The organism is Cohnella thermotolerans DSM 17683, assembly GCF_000429825.1.
Classification (GTDB): Bacteria; Bacillota; Bacilli; order Paenibacillales; family Paenibacillaceae; genus Cohnella; species Cohnella thermotolerans.
The window spans coordinates 1-15,558 of sequence record NZ_AUCP01000092.1 but is presented as its reverse complement, the minus strand read 5'-3'; the positions used below and the strand labels follow the sequence as shown (position 1 = coordinate 15,558).

Genomic DNA, 15,558 nt, shown 5'->3' with positions numbered 1-15,558 from the left:
GCAGGGTCCTGGGAGAGTAGGACGCTGCCGGGCCGGATAAGCAGAAGAGAAGCATCTCCGCTTGGGGGTGCTTCTTTTTTTTGCGGGCCGACAGGGCCGCTATTTGGTTACAATGGTTCGGATTCGCTCGGCGCCGGGCGATATTCTCTCGACCGGGTCGCCGGCCAACCGATCGTACCATTCGTGACGCGGTTCACTCGTTCATCTGCTGCGGTCTCGGCGATCGACAGCTCGAACTTGGCGTCGAGCACCAAAATGTCGCGCTGCTTGATCGGAAGACGGAACACTCCACAAGTGCTCCGTCTTCCGGCAACTTGCTATCGGTGATAATAAGAAACTTCCTCGGCCGCCAACCGAATGACGCCGTCCCCTCTATCCTTCCGCATGCGAAGCAGCAGCACGAAGCGGGGGGCCAGCAGCCAGCAGTGCCAATAAGTAAGGGCAAGGAGAAGCGAATCGTTCGCCCACGGATAAAACAGGCCGACAACGCAGCAGCCGACGAGCGTCAAATGGAAATGCAGTCTGCGGAAAAGCGAGAGGTTCGTATCCATGACCGGCAGCGGGCCGATCCACGGCCATTCGAAGCGGAAAGCCCACCTTTTCTCCGAAGGCTCGTCCACCCGCCTGAGCGTAATGCGAAGGACGATCGCATGGACGGCGACCATCAGAAGCAGGCCGACTACGGCGTACAGCAAGCCTAACAGACCGTAAAGAGCGCCAATCGTTCCCGTGCCCATGAGCGCGGTCGTCATATAGCTGTATTTCGCTTCCGGTCGAAGATTCATTTTGCGTATGAGCTTGTAATGATAGATCGTGGGTTCGCGGTGCTCCGGTTGATCCGTCATTGTGCGTTCTCCTCATTGTCGCGGTTCTGTCTTTTACTATCGGCGTTATGAACGGCGAATGTTATGTTTTCGCGTATATTTTCATAGAATTTGCGGCATACTGGACGTATAAGAGTATAGAAAGCAGGGATGGCAATGGATCAGGGCGATGCGAAAACCTGTATTGTCTGCGGCCAACCGAAAGAAGAAGGCATTCATATCGTAAGCGAATTTATATGTTCCTCTTGCGAATCGGAGATGGTCGGCACGAAAGTGGAAGACGAGAGATATCCGTTCTTTGTAAGACAGCTTCGCCAGATTTGGGTTCGGTTCCACGCTTGAGATCATGCAAGCGAAACCGCCGGTTGCATTCGAACCGTCAGCGCCGCAGCACGCGGGCTGACGTTTTCTTTTTTCATGGTATAATGAACCCGTTCAAGCCGATGCGAAAATGAAGCTGAAGCAAGGAAGGATCACATGCGATTGGATGCGAATCGAGCGCCTCTCTACGAAGCTCTGGAGCGGCATGCCGAGAGGAGAGCGGCCGCCTTTCACGTGCCCGGCCACAAGGGGAGGGCGACATGGGACAAGACCGATGCCGTCCGCCGATACGCGGAGCTGCTGCCGATCGACTTGACGGAGTTATCGGACACGGACGACCTGCACCATCCGGAAGGCGTCATCGCGGATGCGGAAGCGTTGGCGGCGGATTGCTTCGGAGCCGAGGAAACCCGGTTCCTGGTCGGAGGAAGCACGGCCGGCAATTTGGCCATGATCCTGGGCGTCTGCCGTCCCGGCGAGTTAATGCTCGTTCAGCGCAACGTCCATAAATCGGTCGTTCACGGATTGATGCTGGCGGGAGCGCGCGTCGTCTTTCTGCCGCCGGCCGTCGACCCGGCCTCCGGCCTTGCAGTCGTTCCCGCGGCAGAGACTGTCCGGGAAGCGCTGCGCCGCTATCCGGAGGCCAAGGCTCTGCTGCTGAGCAATCCCAACTATTACGGAATGGCTTCCGATTTGAGGGACTCGATACGGGAAGCGCACGAACGGCGCATTCCCGTGTTGGTCGACGAGGCGCACGGTCCGCATTTCGGGCGGCATCCGGCTTTTCCCGCCAGCGCCCTGCAGATGGGGGCCGACGTCGTCGTGCAATCGGCGCACAAGATGCTGTCCGCCATGACGATGGGAGCGATGCTTCACCTTCAGGGACAGCTTGTATCGAAAAGCGCCGTTCGGCAATACTTGCGAATGGTGCAAAGTTCGAGCCCGTCGTATCCGATCATGGCTTCGCTCGATTTGGCGCGCCGCGAGCTGCACATGAAGAAGGAAAGATCGTTCGAGCAAGCGCTGCGCACAGCCGATGAGACGCGGGCGGGCTTGGCGGGCACCCCATTTAAAGCGCTAGCCGCCGATACGACGCGGGGTCCGTATGCGATCGACCCCCTCAAGCTCGTCCTTTTCGACGCAACCGGAACGCTGGACGGGTTCTCGCTCCGCGACGAGCTCGAGCGGCTCGGCTGCATCGCGGAGATGGCTGACGACCGTTACGTCGTGCTCGCATTCGGAACCGGTACGAGGCCGGACAACGGCCAATCGCTGCTGGCCGCGCTGAAGCACATTGCCCGGACGCATCGGCTGGAAGATCGGCCCGCGGCGGGGCGGCGCGAGGAAGCGAGCTTCTTTGCCTTGGCGAAGGAACTTCCCGAGCCGGTCATTCTGCATGGCGAAGCGGACGATACGGAAGCGGTCGAGCTAGGGCAGGCGGAGGGCAGAGCGGCCGGGGAGTGGGTCATCCCCTACCCGCCGGGAATCCCGGTGCTCTATCCGGGGGAAATTGTGACGCCTTCCATTCGGAAGCAGCTTGAGCGATGGCGGAAGCAGGGAGCGCGAATCCAAGGTGCATCGGATGCGACGCTTCGAACGTTGAAGGTACTCAAACGATAACCGAATACATCAAGGAAGGAGGAAGCGAGATTCGCATGTTTTTTCGAGATATTCGCAAGCCCATTGCGTGGCTAGGCAGCTTGGCGGCAGGCGTACTCATCGTCAGTCTGATTATGGTTTCTCCGTTCATCGGCCTGGCCGACAACGGAGATTTCGCGCGCGTCATGGGCGCCTCGGGCATCGCTCCGCTTCATCCGAACGAGCCTTATGCGGAGCGCTACTTCGCTTATTCCCACGCCACTTACGCTTATGGAAGTTACTCGAGGGGCGGCTACGTCTCCACGCACGTCCTTCTTGTGGCGCTGTCCGGATGGATCTCCCGGTTGTTCAACGGCCATACATACGACATTCGTTTTCTGGGAGCGATCTATCTGGCGCTCATGATGGCCGCCTTGGCTCTGTTCACCCGCCATGCGCCGACGTTCCCAAGCAAACGGGCTACGGCGGCCATGGCGGCGATTACGGCCGTCTCGCTCATTTGGGTGTTCGGCGATATCGGGTACGCCGCCTATTTTCAGTCGTTTTTCGGCGAGCCGTACGCGCTGGTCGGCACGCTGCTCGCGGTCGCGTCGGCGATGGCTTTGGCGGCTTCCGAGAAGCCCTCGGGCAAGCTGTTCGCGCTGTTCGTCGCATCCGCGCTTGCGGTTGCGACCGCCAAAATTCAGAACGCTCCGCTCGGCTTCGCGTTCGGGCTTCTCGCCTGGCGGATGGGCACGCTTCGCCCGGACCGCAGATGGCGCCGGCAGACGTGGGCCGGCGTCGGCATTCTGCTCGCCGGTTCGATCGTCATGATCGCGTTCGCGCCGAATCGGCTGGTGCACACGAATTTGTACCAGTCGATTTTCTACGGAGTGCTTAAAGATTCACCCGATGTGGCGGCAGATATGCGGGAGTTGGGCATCCCGGCGAAATACGCGGTGCTGGCGGGAACGAATTATTTTCAGAAAAATACGCCGATCTCGCAGAAAGATCCCGAACTGAAGCGGGAAGTGCTGGATAAGCTCGGGCATAAAGATATAGCCGTGTTTTATTTGAAGCATCCCCTAAGATTCGTCGGCAAATTGCAGAAAGCGGCCCAATCGGGGACGGCCATTCGCCCCTATTACCTGGGAAATTACGAACGGACGTCCGGCAAGCCTCCGGGCGCCATCAGCTACAAATTCAGCTCGTGGAGCGAATGGAAATATCGCCAAATGCCGCATTCCCTAACCTGGTTCGCTTCATTCTATGCGCTGTATCTCGCTATCCTCGTCGTCTGGTGGCTTCGCACCCGATCCGGAAGGGTTCGCTTGGCATTGGAGACGCTTGCGGTCGTCGCATTGGCCGGATCGTTCGCGTTCACCATCCCGCTCATCGGGGACGGAGAAGCGGATTTAAGCAAGCATTTGTTTATGTTTAACGTATGCTTTGATATGATGGTAGTAAGCGTCATCGTTGGCGCTTGGTACGGATTGACCCGATTGGTTTATATACGCAAGGGGTAAGAATAGGGAGGAGCATCGGCAGGTGTCCAAAGGAAAGTTCATCACGATCGAAGGCGGAGAAGGGTCCGGAAAAACGACGCTGATCGAGGCTTTGACGAAGCGGCTGAGAGAAGCGGGACACGAGGTGATGGCGACCCGGGAGCCGGGCGGAATTCCGATCGCGGAAGCGATCCGGGCGATCGTGCTGGACAGGGAAAATACGGCGATGGATGCGCGTACGGAAGCGCTCCTGTATGCCGCGGCGCGCAGGCAGCATCTGGCCGAGAAAGTGATGCCGGCTCTTCAGCAAGGGGTGACGGTGCTGTGCGACCGGTTCGTGGACAGCAGTTTGGCGTATCAAGGCTATGCGCGCGGATTGGGCATCGATGCGGTCGGGGAGATTAACCGGTTCGCAACGGAGGGTTGCGAGCCGGATTTGACGATTTATCTCGATCTTGAGCCGGAGATCGGATTGAAGCGGATTCGCGCGAACGAGGCGCGGGAAGTGAACCGGCTCGACGTGGAAGGGCTTGCGTTCCACCGGCGCGTACGGGAGGGGTACCTGCTCGTCGCGGAGCGCTACCCGGAGAGAATTGTGAAGATCGACGCGTCGGAGAAGGCGGAAGCGGTCGCCGAGAAAACGTGGGCGTTCATCGCGGCCAAACTCGCTTGACGCGAATTGCGGAGCAATAGAGGATTTTGGCGGTACGGCGTCTAATTAGAATAGAGTAGGAACCGATACCCGATAACTGAAGGGAGACTGGCAAAATGAAACTGATCATTGCCGTCATTCAGGATAAGGACAGCAACCGGCTGTCGAACGCGCTGATCAAGGAAGGATTCCGTGCGACCAAGCTGGCAAGTACGGGGGGCTTCCTTCGGGCAGGCAATACGACGTTTCTGATCGGGATCGAAGACGAGCGCGTTCAGCAAGTGCTCGATGTCATAAGGGCCAACTGCAAAATTCGGGATCAACTGGTGACGCCGGTATCGCCGGTCAGCGGCGCGGCGGATTCGTACATTCCTTTCCCCGTTGAAGTTCAGGTGGGAGGCGCCGCCGTCTTCGTGCTGCCGGTCGAACGGTTCGAACATTTCTAAGCAAAGCTGCGGTGATGATGCGTGAAGATTGAACCTGGCTATTTTCCGTTAAACAAAACCGTTCAACGAAGCGAATCCCCGACCCGACAGGCCCCGACGCAGACGTTCGGGGACTTCTTGCAATATCAGGAAGAAGACCGTTCCCTGGAGGAGCTGCAGCGCAAGCTGGAGGACATCCGCGCCCAGGGAGACCGGCTCATGCGTTCGATGACCGTCCGGGAGCTGAAGCTGTATCGGCTGATGGTCAAGGGCTTCCTTGAGGATACCGTCCGACGCGGCATCAAGCTGAAGGAGACGAAGGGCTGGGATCGCCGCGGACGGGGCAAACGGTACAAAATTCTCGAAGAAGTCGACAACCTGCTTGTCAGTATGGGAGAAGAGCTGCTCCAGAGCGAGGAAGGCCGGCTGGAGCTGCTTCAGAAGGTCGGCGAAATTCGCGGGCTGCTGATCAATTTGTTGTTCTGACGAAGGAGTGCATGTTAGATGGCGTTACGCGACGTTCCCGGACAACCGCGGGCCCGCACGCTGCTGCAGAACGCGATCCGGTCCGGCCGGGTGGCGCATGCTTACCTGTTCGCAGGCCCTGCCGGAAGCGGGCGGCGCGCCATGGCGCAAGCGTTCGCGCAGACGCTGTTCTGCGAGAAGCGGGGCGAGGACGCTTGCGGCGAGTGTCTGGAATGCCGCAAGGTGCTGCACGGGAATCATCCCGATCTGCATACGGTCGTTCCGGACGGCGCCAGCGTCAAGATCGAGCAAATCCGCGAGCTGCAGCGGGAGCTCTCTTACCGCAGCCCCGGAGCGGGCAGGAAAGTCTACATTATTGAAGGTTCGGAGACGATGACCGTGCAGGCTGCCAACAGCCTGCTTAAATTTCTTGAAGAACCTCCGTCGCCTGTGGTGGCGATTCTAATCGCGCCCGGTCCGCAGTCGGTGCTTCCGACGATTCTGTCGCGGTCGCAGCTTGTCCCGTTCGTGCCGGGCGATCCGCTGGAGCTCGAGAAGGCGCTCATTGCGGAAGGATGCCCGCCTCTGCTGGCCCGCGCGGCGGTCCATCTGGCTTCGGGCCTGGAAGCGGCCCGGGCGCTTGCTCAAGAGAATTGGTTTGCAGAAACTCGAAACGTAGTGATACAATTAGGCAAGGAGACGCCGTCCCGGTTCCCTGCTGTTCTGTTGACCGCGCAACAGCAAGTTTTTAAGACGGATCTCTCGGAACATATAGACATTTTGTTGCAAATGCTTGCCTTGTGGTATAGAGATATGATTTACGTAATCACCGGCCGGGAGGAGCGCATGGTGTTCTCCGACCAGTCGGAATGGCTCTCCAGGAACGCCTGGACCCGCAGCTTGGGCAGTTGGGTCAAGGCCATGGAACTGGCGCTGACAGCGGTCAGGCGCATCAAAGCAAATGTGCAGCCGCAGTTGGCCCTTGAGCAATTTCTGGTACACTCGCGGGAGGGGTAGATTTGTACGATGTTGTCGGTGTCCGCTTCAAGAAAGCGGGCAAAATCTATTATTTCGACCCCGCCGAGCATCCGGTATCCAAAGATCAGCATGTCATCGTGGAGACGGCCAGAGGCGTCGAATACGGCACCGTCGTCATTGGCCCGAAGAAGGTGGACGAATCCGATGTCGTTCTTCCGCTTAAGAAGGTGATCCGGGTCGCGGGAGAGAGCGACGCCCGCGCCGTCGAGGAGAACCGGAACGCGGCGAAGAACGCATTCGCCATCGGATTGCAGAAGATCAAGGATCATCAGCTGAAGATGAAGCTGGTGGACGTGGAGTACACGTTTGACCGGAACAAGATCATCTTTTATTTTACGGCCGAAGGACGCGTCGATTTCCGGGAGCTGGTCAAGGACTTGGCCGGCGTGTTCCGGACTCGCATCGAACTGCGACAGATCGGCGTACGCGACGAGGCCAAGATGCTTGGCGGAATCGGACCGTGCGGACGCGTTCTATGCTGCTCGTCCTGGTTGGGGGATTTCGATCCCGTCTCCATCAAGATGGCGAAGGATCAGAATTTATCCCTCAACCCGACGAAGATATCGGGGTTGTGCGGACGGCTGATGTGCTGCCTGAAGTTCGAGCATGACAATTACGAGAGCGCCCGGGAAGAGCTGCCGGCCGTCGGGAAGCTGGTCGTCACTTCGTTCGGCGAAGGCAAGGTTGTCGGCCTCAACGTAGGCAGCCGCTCGGTACACGTCCAATTGTTCGAACTCGGCAAAGTGAAAGAACTGTCTTTTGAAGACGTTGTGGTCAAGTAACCGCATCGACACAACCTGATGCTTGAGGTGTAAGTGGTTGATGAACGACATTTTCCTTCGCGTAGACGAACTCGAATCGCAACTGGGCCGTATCCATTCCGACTTCGGCGAGCTCAAGCTGAAGTTTAAGGAACTGCTCGAAGAGAACCAACGTCTTCGGATCGAGAATCAGCAGCTGCGCAAAGTGCTGAAGCGCGAGACGACGGCCGACATCCCGACGGAGGCGGCGGAAGAACCGGCTGCCGCCAAGGGCGAAGACAAAGGGACGCTCGCGGCCGCCGTCGGGGAAGGTTACGATAACTTGGCCCGGCTTTATCATGAAGGATTTCATATTTGCAACGTTTATTACGGTCACTTGAGAATGGAAGGCGACTGCCTGTTCTGCCTTTCCTTCTTAAGTAAATAAATTTGCGGATACGAGAGCCGCCTGTCCTTCGGGACGGGTGGTCTTTTTGTTTTGGAGGGCGGGTGTTACCGGAACAGGAATGAACGCCGATTTATGTCGAATGGATGACGTTGACATTAGCAAACTTTACCGACTACAATCGAAGAGACGAACCACACTTTGCTCGTCGTCACGCTCGTGATGGGCCAGCATGCTTGGGGTAGTGGCATTGGATGGAGCTTTCAAGCAGGCAACCTTGCCTCGGCCTTTTCTCGATCGTTTTACTTTTGGCCCAGTAGGGGAATGGTTTCTAGATACAGATGGGATGCGGGATAGACCTCCGTCTTTCGGGACGTTCGGGGTCTGTTTCCTTTTAAAGGACGGTACGAAATTGTCCAAGCGGGTGCAATCGGCCGTCAAATCAAGTAAGCTTAGGTTAACGATACGGGAACAGGATGAGATGATGCAATGCCGCAACAAATCGATTTGCAGCCGGGCGAACGCCTGGACGATCTGCTGACCTATGAGCTGAAAATCATTCAGAGTTCGGAGGTGTTCAGCTTCTCCCTGGACGCGGTGCTGTTGGCTCGCTTCGCGAGCGTACCCCCGCGCGGGCGGGTACTCGATCTGTGCACAGGCAACGGAGTCGTGCCGCTGCTCTTGTCCACCCGCACGGCGGCGGCGATCGAAGGCGTGGAGATTCAGCCTCGGCTCGCGGACATGGCGCGCCGCAGCGTACGGTTGAACGGGCTGGACGGCCGGATTCGCATTGCGGAGGGCGACTTGAAGGTGTTTGAAAGCGCGGAAGGGCCGTACGATGCCGTAACGGTCAATCCTCCTTATATGCCGGTCGGATCGGGCGAACACAAGGAGAACATCCATCAGGCCATGGCCCGGCACGAGATCGGCTGCACCCTCGCCGACGTAGTCGATGCCTGCTCGCGGCTGGTGAAGCGGGGAGGGCGTGTCTCCATGGTCCATCGTCCGGCCCGGCTCGCGGAGATTATCGTCGAGATGAGGCGCTGCCGGTTGGAGCCGAAGCGAATGCGCTTCGTTCATTCGCATGCGGACAGAGAAGCGAATATGGTTCTCATCGAGGCGTTGAAGGAAGGACGGCCGGAAGTGCGGTTGCTGCCGCCGCTGATCGTCTATGATAAGGATAGGCATTATACGCAGGAGCTGCTGGACGTGTTCTACGGGCGCCGAGGAGAACTGGACGACGCAGGCAAGCCGGAGACGGAGGAGAACGAAGAGTGAATTCGAACGAACGGAATCAAGGGGACGACTGGCTGTCGGTGACGGTCCAGAAGAGCTTCGCGGAGCGGGAGGCGCCCGGAACGCTTTATCTGGTCGCTACGCCGATCGGCAATTTGGAGGATATGACGTTCCGGGCGATCCGAACGCTGCGGGAGGTCGATCTGATCGCCGCGGAGGACACCCGGCAAACGCGCAAGCTGCTGTCGCATTTCGAAATCAGCAAACGGATCGTCGCCTATCATGAGCATAATAAAGAAGCAAGCGGTCCCGAGTTGATCCGGCTGCTCGCGGACGGGCAAAGCATTGCGCTCGTCAGCGACGCGGGCCTCCCGGCAATCTCCGACCCCGGCGCCGACCTGGTGGCCGAAGCCGTCGCCCAGGGCATCCCGGTCGTTCCGATTCCGGGCGCGAATGCGGCCTTGTCGGCGCTCATTATATCCGGCTTGCCGACCGATCGGTTCTTGTTCGCGGGCTTCCCGCCCCGCGACCGCAAAGGATTGGACCGGTTCCTCGACAGCCTAAGCGCGGAACCGGGAACGATCCTTCTGTACGAGGCGCCGCATCGGCTGAAGAAAACGCTGCAGGCGCTGGCGGCCCGCTGGGGCCGGCGCCGCGTGGCGATCGTGCGCGAGCTGACGAAGCGCCATGAGGAGGCGATTCGGGGCACCGCGCAAGCGTGCGCCGATTATTTGGAAGAGCATCCGCCCATGGGGGAATGCTGCATTATAATAGAAGGAACTTCCCGGGCGCACGCCGCGGAAGGAGAGGAACACCCGGAAGCGCCGGCGGTTCCGGAAGCTTGGTGGTCCGCTCTTTCGCTCGCTCGTCATGTGGAGCGCTACGAGCAAGAGGGCCACAGCCGCAAGGAGGCGATGCGGCTCGCCGCGCGCGATCGCGGACAGTCCCGCAGGGACGTCTACCAGGCCCTGCTCGAAGAGGAGCGCCAAGCGTAAGGCGACAACGGCAAGAAAAAAGTCCCTCCCGGGCGCAGCTCGGGAGGGTGCAAGGAGATATAAAAAGGTTAGAATTAACAATTGGTAGATTTCGTTCTTTATTATAGCACACTTTTCTTTAATTTGTCACAGGAGAAGGCAAATCCTTCAAACAATCTCTGCAAACAATTTTTCCTTTGAAGTAAATGACGCTTTCCGCGTTGCCGCAGAAGATACAGGCGGGCTCGTATTTCTTCAGCATGATGCGCTCGCCGTCCACATAGATCTCAAGCGCGTCCTTCTCTCCGATGCCGAGCGTCCGACGCAGCTCGATCGGGATGACCACCCGTCCCAACTCGTCAACCTTGCGCACAATTCCCGTAGATTTCATCATTTGGAAACTCCCTCTTTTCAAGTTAGAATGAAATTAAAATGCAAATACAGCTTCAATGTTGAAAGCGAATTTGTATTCGTCATAATTCGACAAAATTCCCGAATTATCGCTTTCTATCATACCAACCATTCCCAAATAAGTCAACAGCGCCAATCGAAAGAATTGCTGAAAGTAGGGGGGAAATTAGCGTTTTTTAAGGATCTTCAGCTTTTCAAACCAAAAAAACGGCCAATTCATACGTCTTATTAAACGACATTATTCGACAATAGTTTCGCGAAGGTTTGTCGAAATTTGAAAAATCTTTTTTGGGGGTGCATACGGTGCTTCGTCGCTTGGAGGAAGAGAAAGTGTTTAAGGACCCGGTTCATCATTCCGTATACGTGCAGGACGCCACCATCTGGAAGCTGATTAACACGCCGGAATTTCAACGATTGCGAAGGATTCGTCAATTGGGCACGACTTATTTGACCTTTCACGGCGCCGAGCATAGCCGGTTCTCCCATTCGCTCGGCGTATACGAAATTACACGCAAAATCATCGACCAATTTGAGCGTAATCGATACAAGGATTGGCCGCAAGAGGAAAAATTGGTAAGTTTATGCGCATCTTTGTTGCATGATGTCGGACACGGCCCTTTCTCCCACGCGATCGAACATGTGTTCCAAACGGACCATGAGAAATGGACCTGCGACATCATTACGGGGGACACCTCCATTCACCGTGTTCTGCGGGAAGTGGGCGAGGACTTCCCCGGCAAAGTCGCGGACGTCATTCGGAAGACGTACGGCAAACCGATCGTCGTCAGCCTCGTCTCCAGCCAAATGGACGCCGACCGGATGGATTATTTGCTCCGGGACGCCTATTTCACGGGAGTCAATTATGGGTCCTTCGATCTGGACCGCATTCTCCGCGTGCTCAGGCCCTACCAAGGCGCGATTGTCGTCAAGGAGAGCGGCATGCATGCGGTCGAAGCCTATCTGATGGCGCGGTATCAGATGTATTGGCAAGTTTATTTTCATCCGGTCACCCGCAGCTCTGACATCCTGCTTCGCCAAATTTTCCGCCGCGCGGGCGAGCTCTACAGAGAAGGCTACCGGTTCGGCTTCCTGCTGCCTCCGCTGCGGCAGTTGTTCGAAGGCTCGCTTACGGTGGAAGGATACCTGTCGCTCGACGACGCGCTTGTCCAGGCCGCCTTCGGCCAATGGATTCATGAAGAGGACCGCCTGCTCTCGGATCTGTGCCGAAGGTTCCAGAACCGAAGACTGTACAAATATATAACCCTGGAGAGCCTGGATGAGACCTTCCTGGACCGCTTGCGGAAGGAGTGGGTGGAGATCGGGCTGCATCCGGAATATCATCTGGAGATGGACACGCCCGTCGATCTTCCTTATGATCTATACAAGCCGGGAACGGAGCCGGACGTGAAGGAGAAGCCCCCGATCCTTCTGCTGGACGAGAAGGAGCGGGTGTCGGAAATTTCCGCCCGTTCGGAAATCATTCGCTCGATCGCCGGCTTGCACCAGGGGAAATACTACATTTATTATCCGGAGGAAGAGCTTCGCGCCCGGGCTTCCCGGTTGAAGCCGGAGACGCGCGAGCTGTTGAACCTGCAATAATTCGGCCTTGAAAGGATACGAGAGGAGACAGCAAACGACATGTTGATCGACACACACGCGCATTTGGACTCGCCAAAATTCGACGACGATCGTGAGGAGATGATTCAAAGGGCCCGCGAGGCCGGGGTGGAGACGATCGTGAACATCGGCTTCAATCGGGAGACGATTCCGACGACGATGGCCCTTGCGGAGAAGTACCCGTTTATTTACGCCGCCGTCGGCTGGCACCCGACCGATGCGATCGACATGCGGTTGGAGGAAGATCTGGCCTGGATCGAGCGGCTCTGCGCGCATCCGAAGGTCGTCGCCATCGGCGAGATCGGCCTCGATTATTATTGGGACACGTCTCCGAAGGACGTTCAGCATACCGTCTTCCGGGAGCAGATCCGATTGGCCAAACGGCTGAAAAAGCCGATCGTCATCCATAACCGCGACGCGCACGAGGATGTCGTTCGCTTGCTGCGGGAAGAGGGCGCGTCCGAGGTCGGCGGCATCATGCATTGCTTCTCCGGAAGCTGGGAGACGGCCAAGCAATGCCTCGACATGAATTTCTATATTTCGTTCGGAGGGCCGGTGACGTTCAAAAATGCAAGAGTTCCCAAGGAAGTGCTTGCAAAGGTTCCGGACGACCGATTGTTGATCGAAACGGACGCCCCGTATTTGGCTCCTCACCCCCATCGAGGGAAGCGGAATGAGTCCGCTTTCGTCCGTCTCGTGGCCGAAGCGGCTGCGGAAATAAAAGGAATTTCTGTGGAAGAAATCGGGAATATAACGAAGCAAAATAGCATCTGCTGTTTGGGACTCGAGAGATAAAACGCTTCCATAGCGAGGAAAATTGCCCTGCTCTCCGAAAAAACTGAATTTGTTTGGGGAATTTAAAATGGCAAGGGCTTTTTTCCTCCAAAACGGCTTATTTCGCCGATTGACCCTTCTTTACACGGTCAGCGCCGAGAGGTTATCATCTTCAACAAGAGTTTGAATATGGCATCCCTTTTCCAGTACGCTTAATCTCCGATAAGGAGAACGGGGGACCCGACGCAGGGAACGGATACGAAGTCTGTTCGTTCTTGTGCGGCTGAGCAATCTTGGGGTGAATTTCGCCGAATCCGATCTCGAGTCTGTACGATCGGGCGGATGGCGGCGAATAGGGCAACTCTCTGTGTCCGAACCCGACAGCTAACCTCGTAAGCGTGTTAGAGAGAGGTCACCTCGTGCTGCCCATTTCCCCTTTGTACACACACAAGCGGAAGCCACGAACAGATCCTCTGTCGTCGGCTTTTTTTGTTGCCCGTTTTTGGTGTAGGAAAGGCAGGGAATGCGATCGGCCCGCAGGTACCGCGTAACTGGGCAAGGCGGCGAATCGTTCGTGTGATTGCCGCTTCACACGAGTGTCCGCGCCGTTATCACAATGGATAGTCGCGTCAGACGAAGTCATGCATAACAGTCGACGGCGGGGCTATGAAGGAGGAACGAGAAAATGGGCGTTGTTCCGTTAGGGGACACCCATGATCCACGACCGACCGGCAAGCTTTTCGCAGCGCGATGGAAGCATGAGCATTTGCGTTTGATTCTGCTCTGCGCAATTCTCTCTTTTGCTATGACCATCCTGTTTCTAATGCTGCTGCACGGCGCGTCCGCCATGAAGGTGACCGTCGTGGACGGCGGGACATCAACCGTCTTCCAAACCCGTACAGCCGACGTGCAATCGCTGTTCAAGGAACGAGGCATTGCCGTAGGCCCGTACGATCAATTATCCCAGCCTTTGAATGCCGATCTGAACGACGGCAGCACGATCGTGATTGATCGCGCTTCCAGCATTACGCTTATTGCCGACGGGAAGAACGAAACGAAATATACAACCGAAGAGACCGTGAAGGACGTCTTGTCCTCGCTGAACGTCAAGTTGGACGCCGACGACAAGATTTATCCCGCATTGGACACTCCGGTTTATGACGGGATGAAGATTCGCATCGTCCGCGTCACCAAAGTTACGCGCGAAGCGAAATATCCCGTACAGTTTACGGTCGTGGAGAAGAAGGACGGCAGCCTGCTGCTCGGCAAGCAGAAGGTCGTTCAAACCGGCAAGCAAGGACTTGTCGTCAAAAAATTCGAAAAAGTCTATGAGGACGGCCGCCTCGTGAGCAACCGCATGACGTCCAAGGCGGTAGCTCAGGCCGCCGTGCCGAAAATCGTCAAGGTAGGCACCAAGAAGAAACCCGCTGTCGTCTCCCTTGCCTACAACCCAAGCGCGGAAGCGTCGACGGATGCGAAGACGCTCAAGCTGAACGGGGAGTCGGTGAAGGTTAAGCGCGTCATCAGCAACGTGACCCTGACCGCTTATACCGCAGGACCGGAATCGACCGGCAAGGATGAAGGCGATCCCGGCTACGGCATCACCGCCTCGGGAACCCGCGTGTCCGAAGGACGGACGATCTCCGTCGATCCGGACGTCATTCCGCTGGGCTGGTGGGTCTATATCGAAGGCATCGGCTTCCGCCGGGCCGAAGATACGGGCAGCGCCATCAAAGGCAAGAAAATCGACGTGTATTTCGATAGCGAGAAATACGCGAACAAGTTCGGCACCAAACGCGGTTATACCGTGTACGTGATTGGACCTGTGAAACCTTCGGCCGACTGACCGATCCGGCACCGGATCGCCCTCCGCATCCCGCTAGGAGGAGCGGCGGCCGACAAGCGTCCAGCGGATGCCATGATCGGGACGCATCAATTCATTCTATGCGAATGAATGCGGCAAGTGAAGCGGAAGAGGTGGGAAGCCTCTTCCTTTTTTTAACATTATAGAATTTATAAATTTTGGGGTGGGAGCATGTCTTCCGCCTGATTTCTGTTTTTGGTAAGGTTAGGATATGGAGACGAACATTTTGAAACGAATCTTCTTTGATGAGCGAGCGCATTGGGATCGATTTGTGGCAAAACATGGCGGCAAGCTGCGTGCCAATGTACGGAAGGAAGTAGAGAAGTTCCGTCGATGTGGGGATGCCAGAAACGGTTTTAAGCTGCTGGTATGTGAAGGATGTCATGACCTACGGCTCGTTCCGTATCGTTGTAAAGGAAGATTCTGTACGACCTGTTCATGCGGAGAAACAGAGGAATGGGCACGTCTCCTGGAACAAGATGTATTCCAAGTCAACCACCGCCATGTCGTCTTCACTATCGACGAAGGATTGCGGGAAATCTTTCTGCTCCATCGGGCAAAATTACTCAAAGAATTTATGGATGAAGCGGTACGCTTAGTCAAAGAACATTTTGAGAAGAAACATAAGGTAACTCCCGGAATCGTAGCCGGGTTGCATACGTTTGGGGCACGGCTTAACTTCAATCCTCATGTACATATGCTTGTAACGATGGGAGGAATGAAGAAGA

18 protein-coding genes and 1 riboswitch are annotated in these 15,558 nt (G+C 56.7%); of the genes, 15 read left to right on the top strand and 3 right to left on the bottom strand.

Annotated elements, in window-relative coordinates; genetic code table 11:
- Positions 1-107 precede the first annotated feature (107 nt).
- Both G485_RS0115920 and G485_RS0115915 read right to left on the bottom strand, forming a co-directional pair.
- Positions 108-287, bottom strand: coding sequence for a hypothetical protein (locus G485_RS0115920; protein ID WP_027093361.1), 180 nt, complete (start codon positions 285-287; stop codon positions 108-110).
- 30 nt (positions 288-317) lie between these two features.
- Positions 318-845, bottom strand: a complete 528-nt coding sequence (locus G485_RS0115915) for a hypothetical protein (protein WP_027093360.1) — start codon at positions 843-845, stop codon at positions 318-320.
- A 129-nt stretch (positions 846-974) separates the two neighbouring features.
- On the opposite strand from G485_RS0115915, the gene G485_RS0115910 reads away from it, so the two are divergent.
- The 11 genes from G485_RS0115910 (at position 975) to rsmI (ending at position 10,185) form a co-directional block, all read left to right on the top strand.
- Positions 975-1,166: a sigma factor G inhibitor Gin gene (locus G485_RS0115910; protein ID WP_420805794.1), complete on the top strand. Its 192-nt coding sequence runs from the start codon at positions 975-977 to the stop codon at positions 1,164-1,166.
- Between the two features lie 135 nt (positions 1,167-1,301).
- Positions 1,302-2,765 (top strand): aminotransferase class I/II-fold pyridoxal phosphate-dependent enzyme, encoded by a 1,464-nt coding sequence (locus G485_RS0115905; protein ID WP_027093358.1) that lies wholly within the window; start codon positions 1,302-1,304, stop codon positions 2,763-2,765.
- A gap of 35 nt (positions 2,766-2,800) precedes the next feature.
- Positions 2,801-4,249, top strand: a complete 1,449-nt coding sequence (gene wsfD / locus G485_RS0115900) for a glycan biosynthesis hexose transferase WsfD (protein ID WP_051318336.1) — start codon at positions 2,801-2,803, stop codon at positions 4,247-4,249.
- Between the two features lie 22 nt (positions 4,250-4,271).
- A complete protein-coding gene (tmk, locus tag G485_RS0115895) occupies positions 4,272-4,901 on the top strand; it encodes a dTMP kinase (protein WP_027093356.1) in 630 nt (209 codons plus the stop codon).
- A gap of 95 nt (positions 4,902-4,996) precedes the next feature.
- On the top strand, positions 4,997-5,326 hold the full coding sequence (locus G485_RS0115890) for a cyclic-di-AMP receptor (protein ID WP_027093355.1): 330 nt from the start codon (positions 4,997-4,999) through the stop codon (positions 5,324-5,326).
- 21 nt (positions 5,327-5,347) lie between these two features.
- Positions 5,348-5,791: a YaaR family protein gene (locus G485_RS0115885; protein WP_027093354.1), complete on the top strand. Its 444-nt coding sequence runs from the start codon at positions 5,348-5,350 to the stop codon at positions 5,789-5,791.
- Between the two features lie 18 nt (positions 5,792-5,809).
- On the top strand, positions 5,810-6,787 hold the full coding sequence (gene holB, locus G485_RS0115880) for a DNA polymerase III subunit delta' (RefSeq protein ID WP_027093353.1): 978 nt from the start codon (positions 5,810-5,812) through the stop codon (positions 6,785-6,787).
- A 2-nt stretch (positions 6,788-6,789) separates the two neighbouring features.
- Positions 6,790-7,590 (top strand): PSP1 domain-containing protein, encoded by an 801-nt coding sequence (locus tag G485_RS0115875; protein WP_027093352.1) that lies wholly within the window; start codon positions 6,790-6,792, stop codon positions 7,588-7,590.
- A 40-nt stretch (positions 7,591-7,630) separates the two neighbouring features.
- Positions 7,631-7,996, top strand: coding sequence for an initiation-control protein YabA (locus G485_RS0115870; protein ID WP_027093351.1), 366 nt, complete (start codon positions 7,631-7,633; stop codon positions 7,994-7,996).
- Positions 7,997-8,443: 447 nt separating this feature from the next.
- Positions 8,444-9,232, top strand: coding sequence for a tRNA1(Val) (adenine(37)-N6)-methyltransferase (locus G485_RS0115865; protein ID WP_027093350.1), 789 nt, complete (start codon positions 8,444-8,446; stop codon positions 9,230-9,232).
- The gene (gene rsmI / locus G485_RS0115860) at positions 9,229-10,185 is read left to right on the top strand and encodes a 16S rRNA (cytidine(1402)-2'-O)-methyltransferase (protein ID WP_420805793.1); all 957 of its coding nucleotides are present in this window, start codon (positions 9,229-9,231) and stop codon (positions 10,183-10,185) included. The genes G485_RS0115865 and rsmI overlap by 4 nt, the downstream gene beginning before the upstream one ends.
- 118 nt (positions 10,186-10,303) lie before the next feature.
- On the opposite strand, the gene G485_RS0115855 is transcribed toward rsmI, so the two are convergent.
- The gene (locus tag G485_RS0115855; protein WP_027093348.1) at positions 10,304-10,558 is read right to left on the bottom strand and encodes an AbrB/MazE/SpoVT family DNA-binding domain-containing protein; all 255 of its coding nucleotides are present in this window, start codon (positions 10,556-10,558) and stop codon (positions 10,304-10,306) included.
- Positions 10,559-10,878: 320 nt separating this feature from the next.
- On the opposite strand from G485_RS0115855, the gene G485_RS0115850 reads away from it, so the two are divergent.
- The 4 genes from G485_RS0115850 to G485_RS29250 form a co-directional block, all read left to right on the top strand.
- Positions 10,879-12,174, top strand: a complete 1,296-nt coding sequence (locus G485_RS0115850) for an HD domain-containing protein (protein WP_027093347.1) — start codon at positions 10,879-10,881, stop codon at positions 12,172-12,174.
- Between the two features lie 39 nt (positions 12,175-12,213).
- Positions 12,214-12,987, top strand: coding sequence for a TatD family hydrolase (locus G485_RS0115845; protein ID WP_027093346.1), 774 nt, complete (start codon positions 12,214-12,216; stop codon positions 12,985-12,987).
- A gap of 178 nt (positions 12,988-13,165) precedes the next feature.
- Positions 13,166-13,380: riboswitch (cyclic di-AMP (ydaO/yuaA leader) on the top strand.
- Positions 13,381-13,732: 352 nt separating this feature from the next.
- Positions 13,733-14,812 (top strand): ubiquitin-like domain-containing protein, encoded by a 1,080-nt coding sequence (locus tag G485_RS0115840; RefSeq protein ID WP_338027758.1) that lies wholly within the window; start codon positions 13,733-13,735, stop codon positions 14,810-14,812.
- A 229-nt stretch (positions 14,813-15,041) separates the two neighbouring features.
- A partial coding sequence (locus G485_RS29250) for an IS91 family transposase (protein ID WP_420805792.1) occupies positions 15,042-15,558 on the top strand: 517 nt, incomplete at its 3' end.

Excerpts from the sequence above, each read along its gene's own strand:
- G485_RS0115915 (WP_027093360.1), bottom strand. The coding sequence starts at position 845 with ATGACGGATCAACCGGAGCACCGCGAACCCACGATCTATCATTACAAG.
- G485_RS0115910 (WP_420805794.1), top strand. The coding sequence starts at position 975 with ATGGCAATGGATCAGGGCGATGCGAAAACCTGTATTGTCTGCGGCCAA.
- G485_RS0115905 (WP_027093358.1), top strand. The coding sequence starts at position 1,302 with ATGCGATTGGATGCGAATCGAGCGCCTCTCTACGAAGCTCTGGAGCGG.
- wsfD (WP_051318336.1), top strand. The coding sequence starts at position 2,801 with ATGTTTTTTCGAGATATTCGCAAGCCCATTGCGTGGCTAGGCAGCTTG.
- G485_RS0115890 (WP_027093355.1), top strand. The coding sequence starts at position 4,997 with ATGAAACTGATCATTGCCGTCATTCAGGATAAGGACAGCAACCGGCTG.
- holB (WP_027093353.1), top strand. The coding sequence starts at position 5,810 with ATGGCGTTACGCGACGTTCCCGGACAACCGCGGGCCCGCACGCTGCTG.
- G485_RS0115870 (WP_027093351.1), top strand. The coding sequence starts at position 7,631 with ATGAACGACATTTTCCTTCGCGTAGACGAACTCGAATCGCAACTGGGC.
- G485_RS0115865 (WP_027093350.1), top strand. The coding sequence starts at position 8,444 with ATGCCGCAACAAATCGATTTGCAGCCGGGCGAACGCCTGGACGATCTG.
- G485_RS0115855 (WP_027093348.1), bottom strand. The coding sequence starts at position 10,558 with ATGATGAAATCTACGGGAATTGTGCGCAAGGTTGACGAGTTGGGACGG.
- G485_RS0115845 (WP_027093346.1), top strand. The coding sequence starts at position 12,214 with ATGTTGATCGACACACACGCGCATTTGGACTCGCCAAAATTCGACGAC.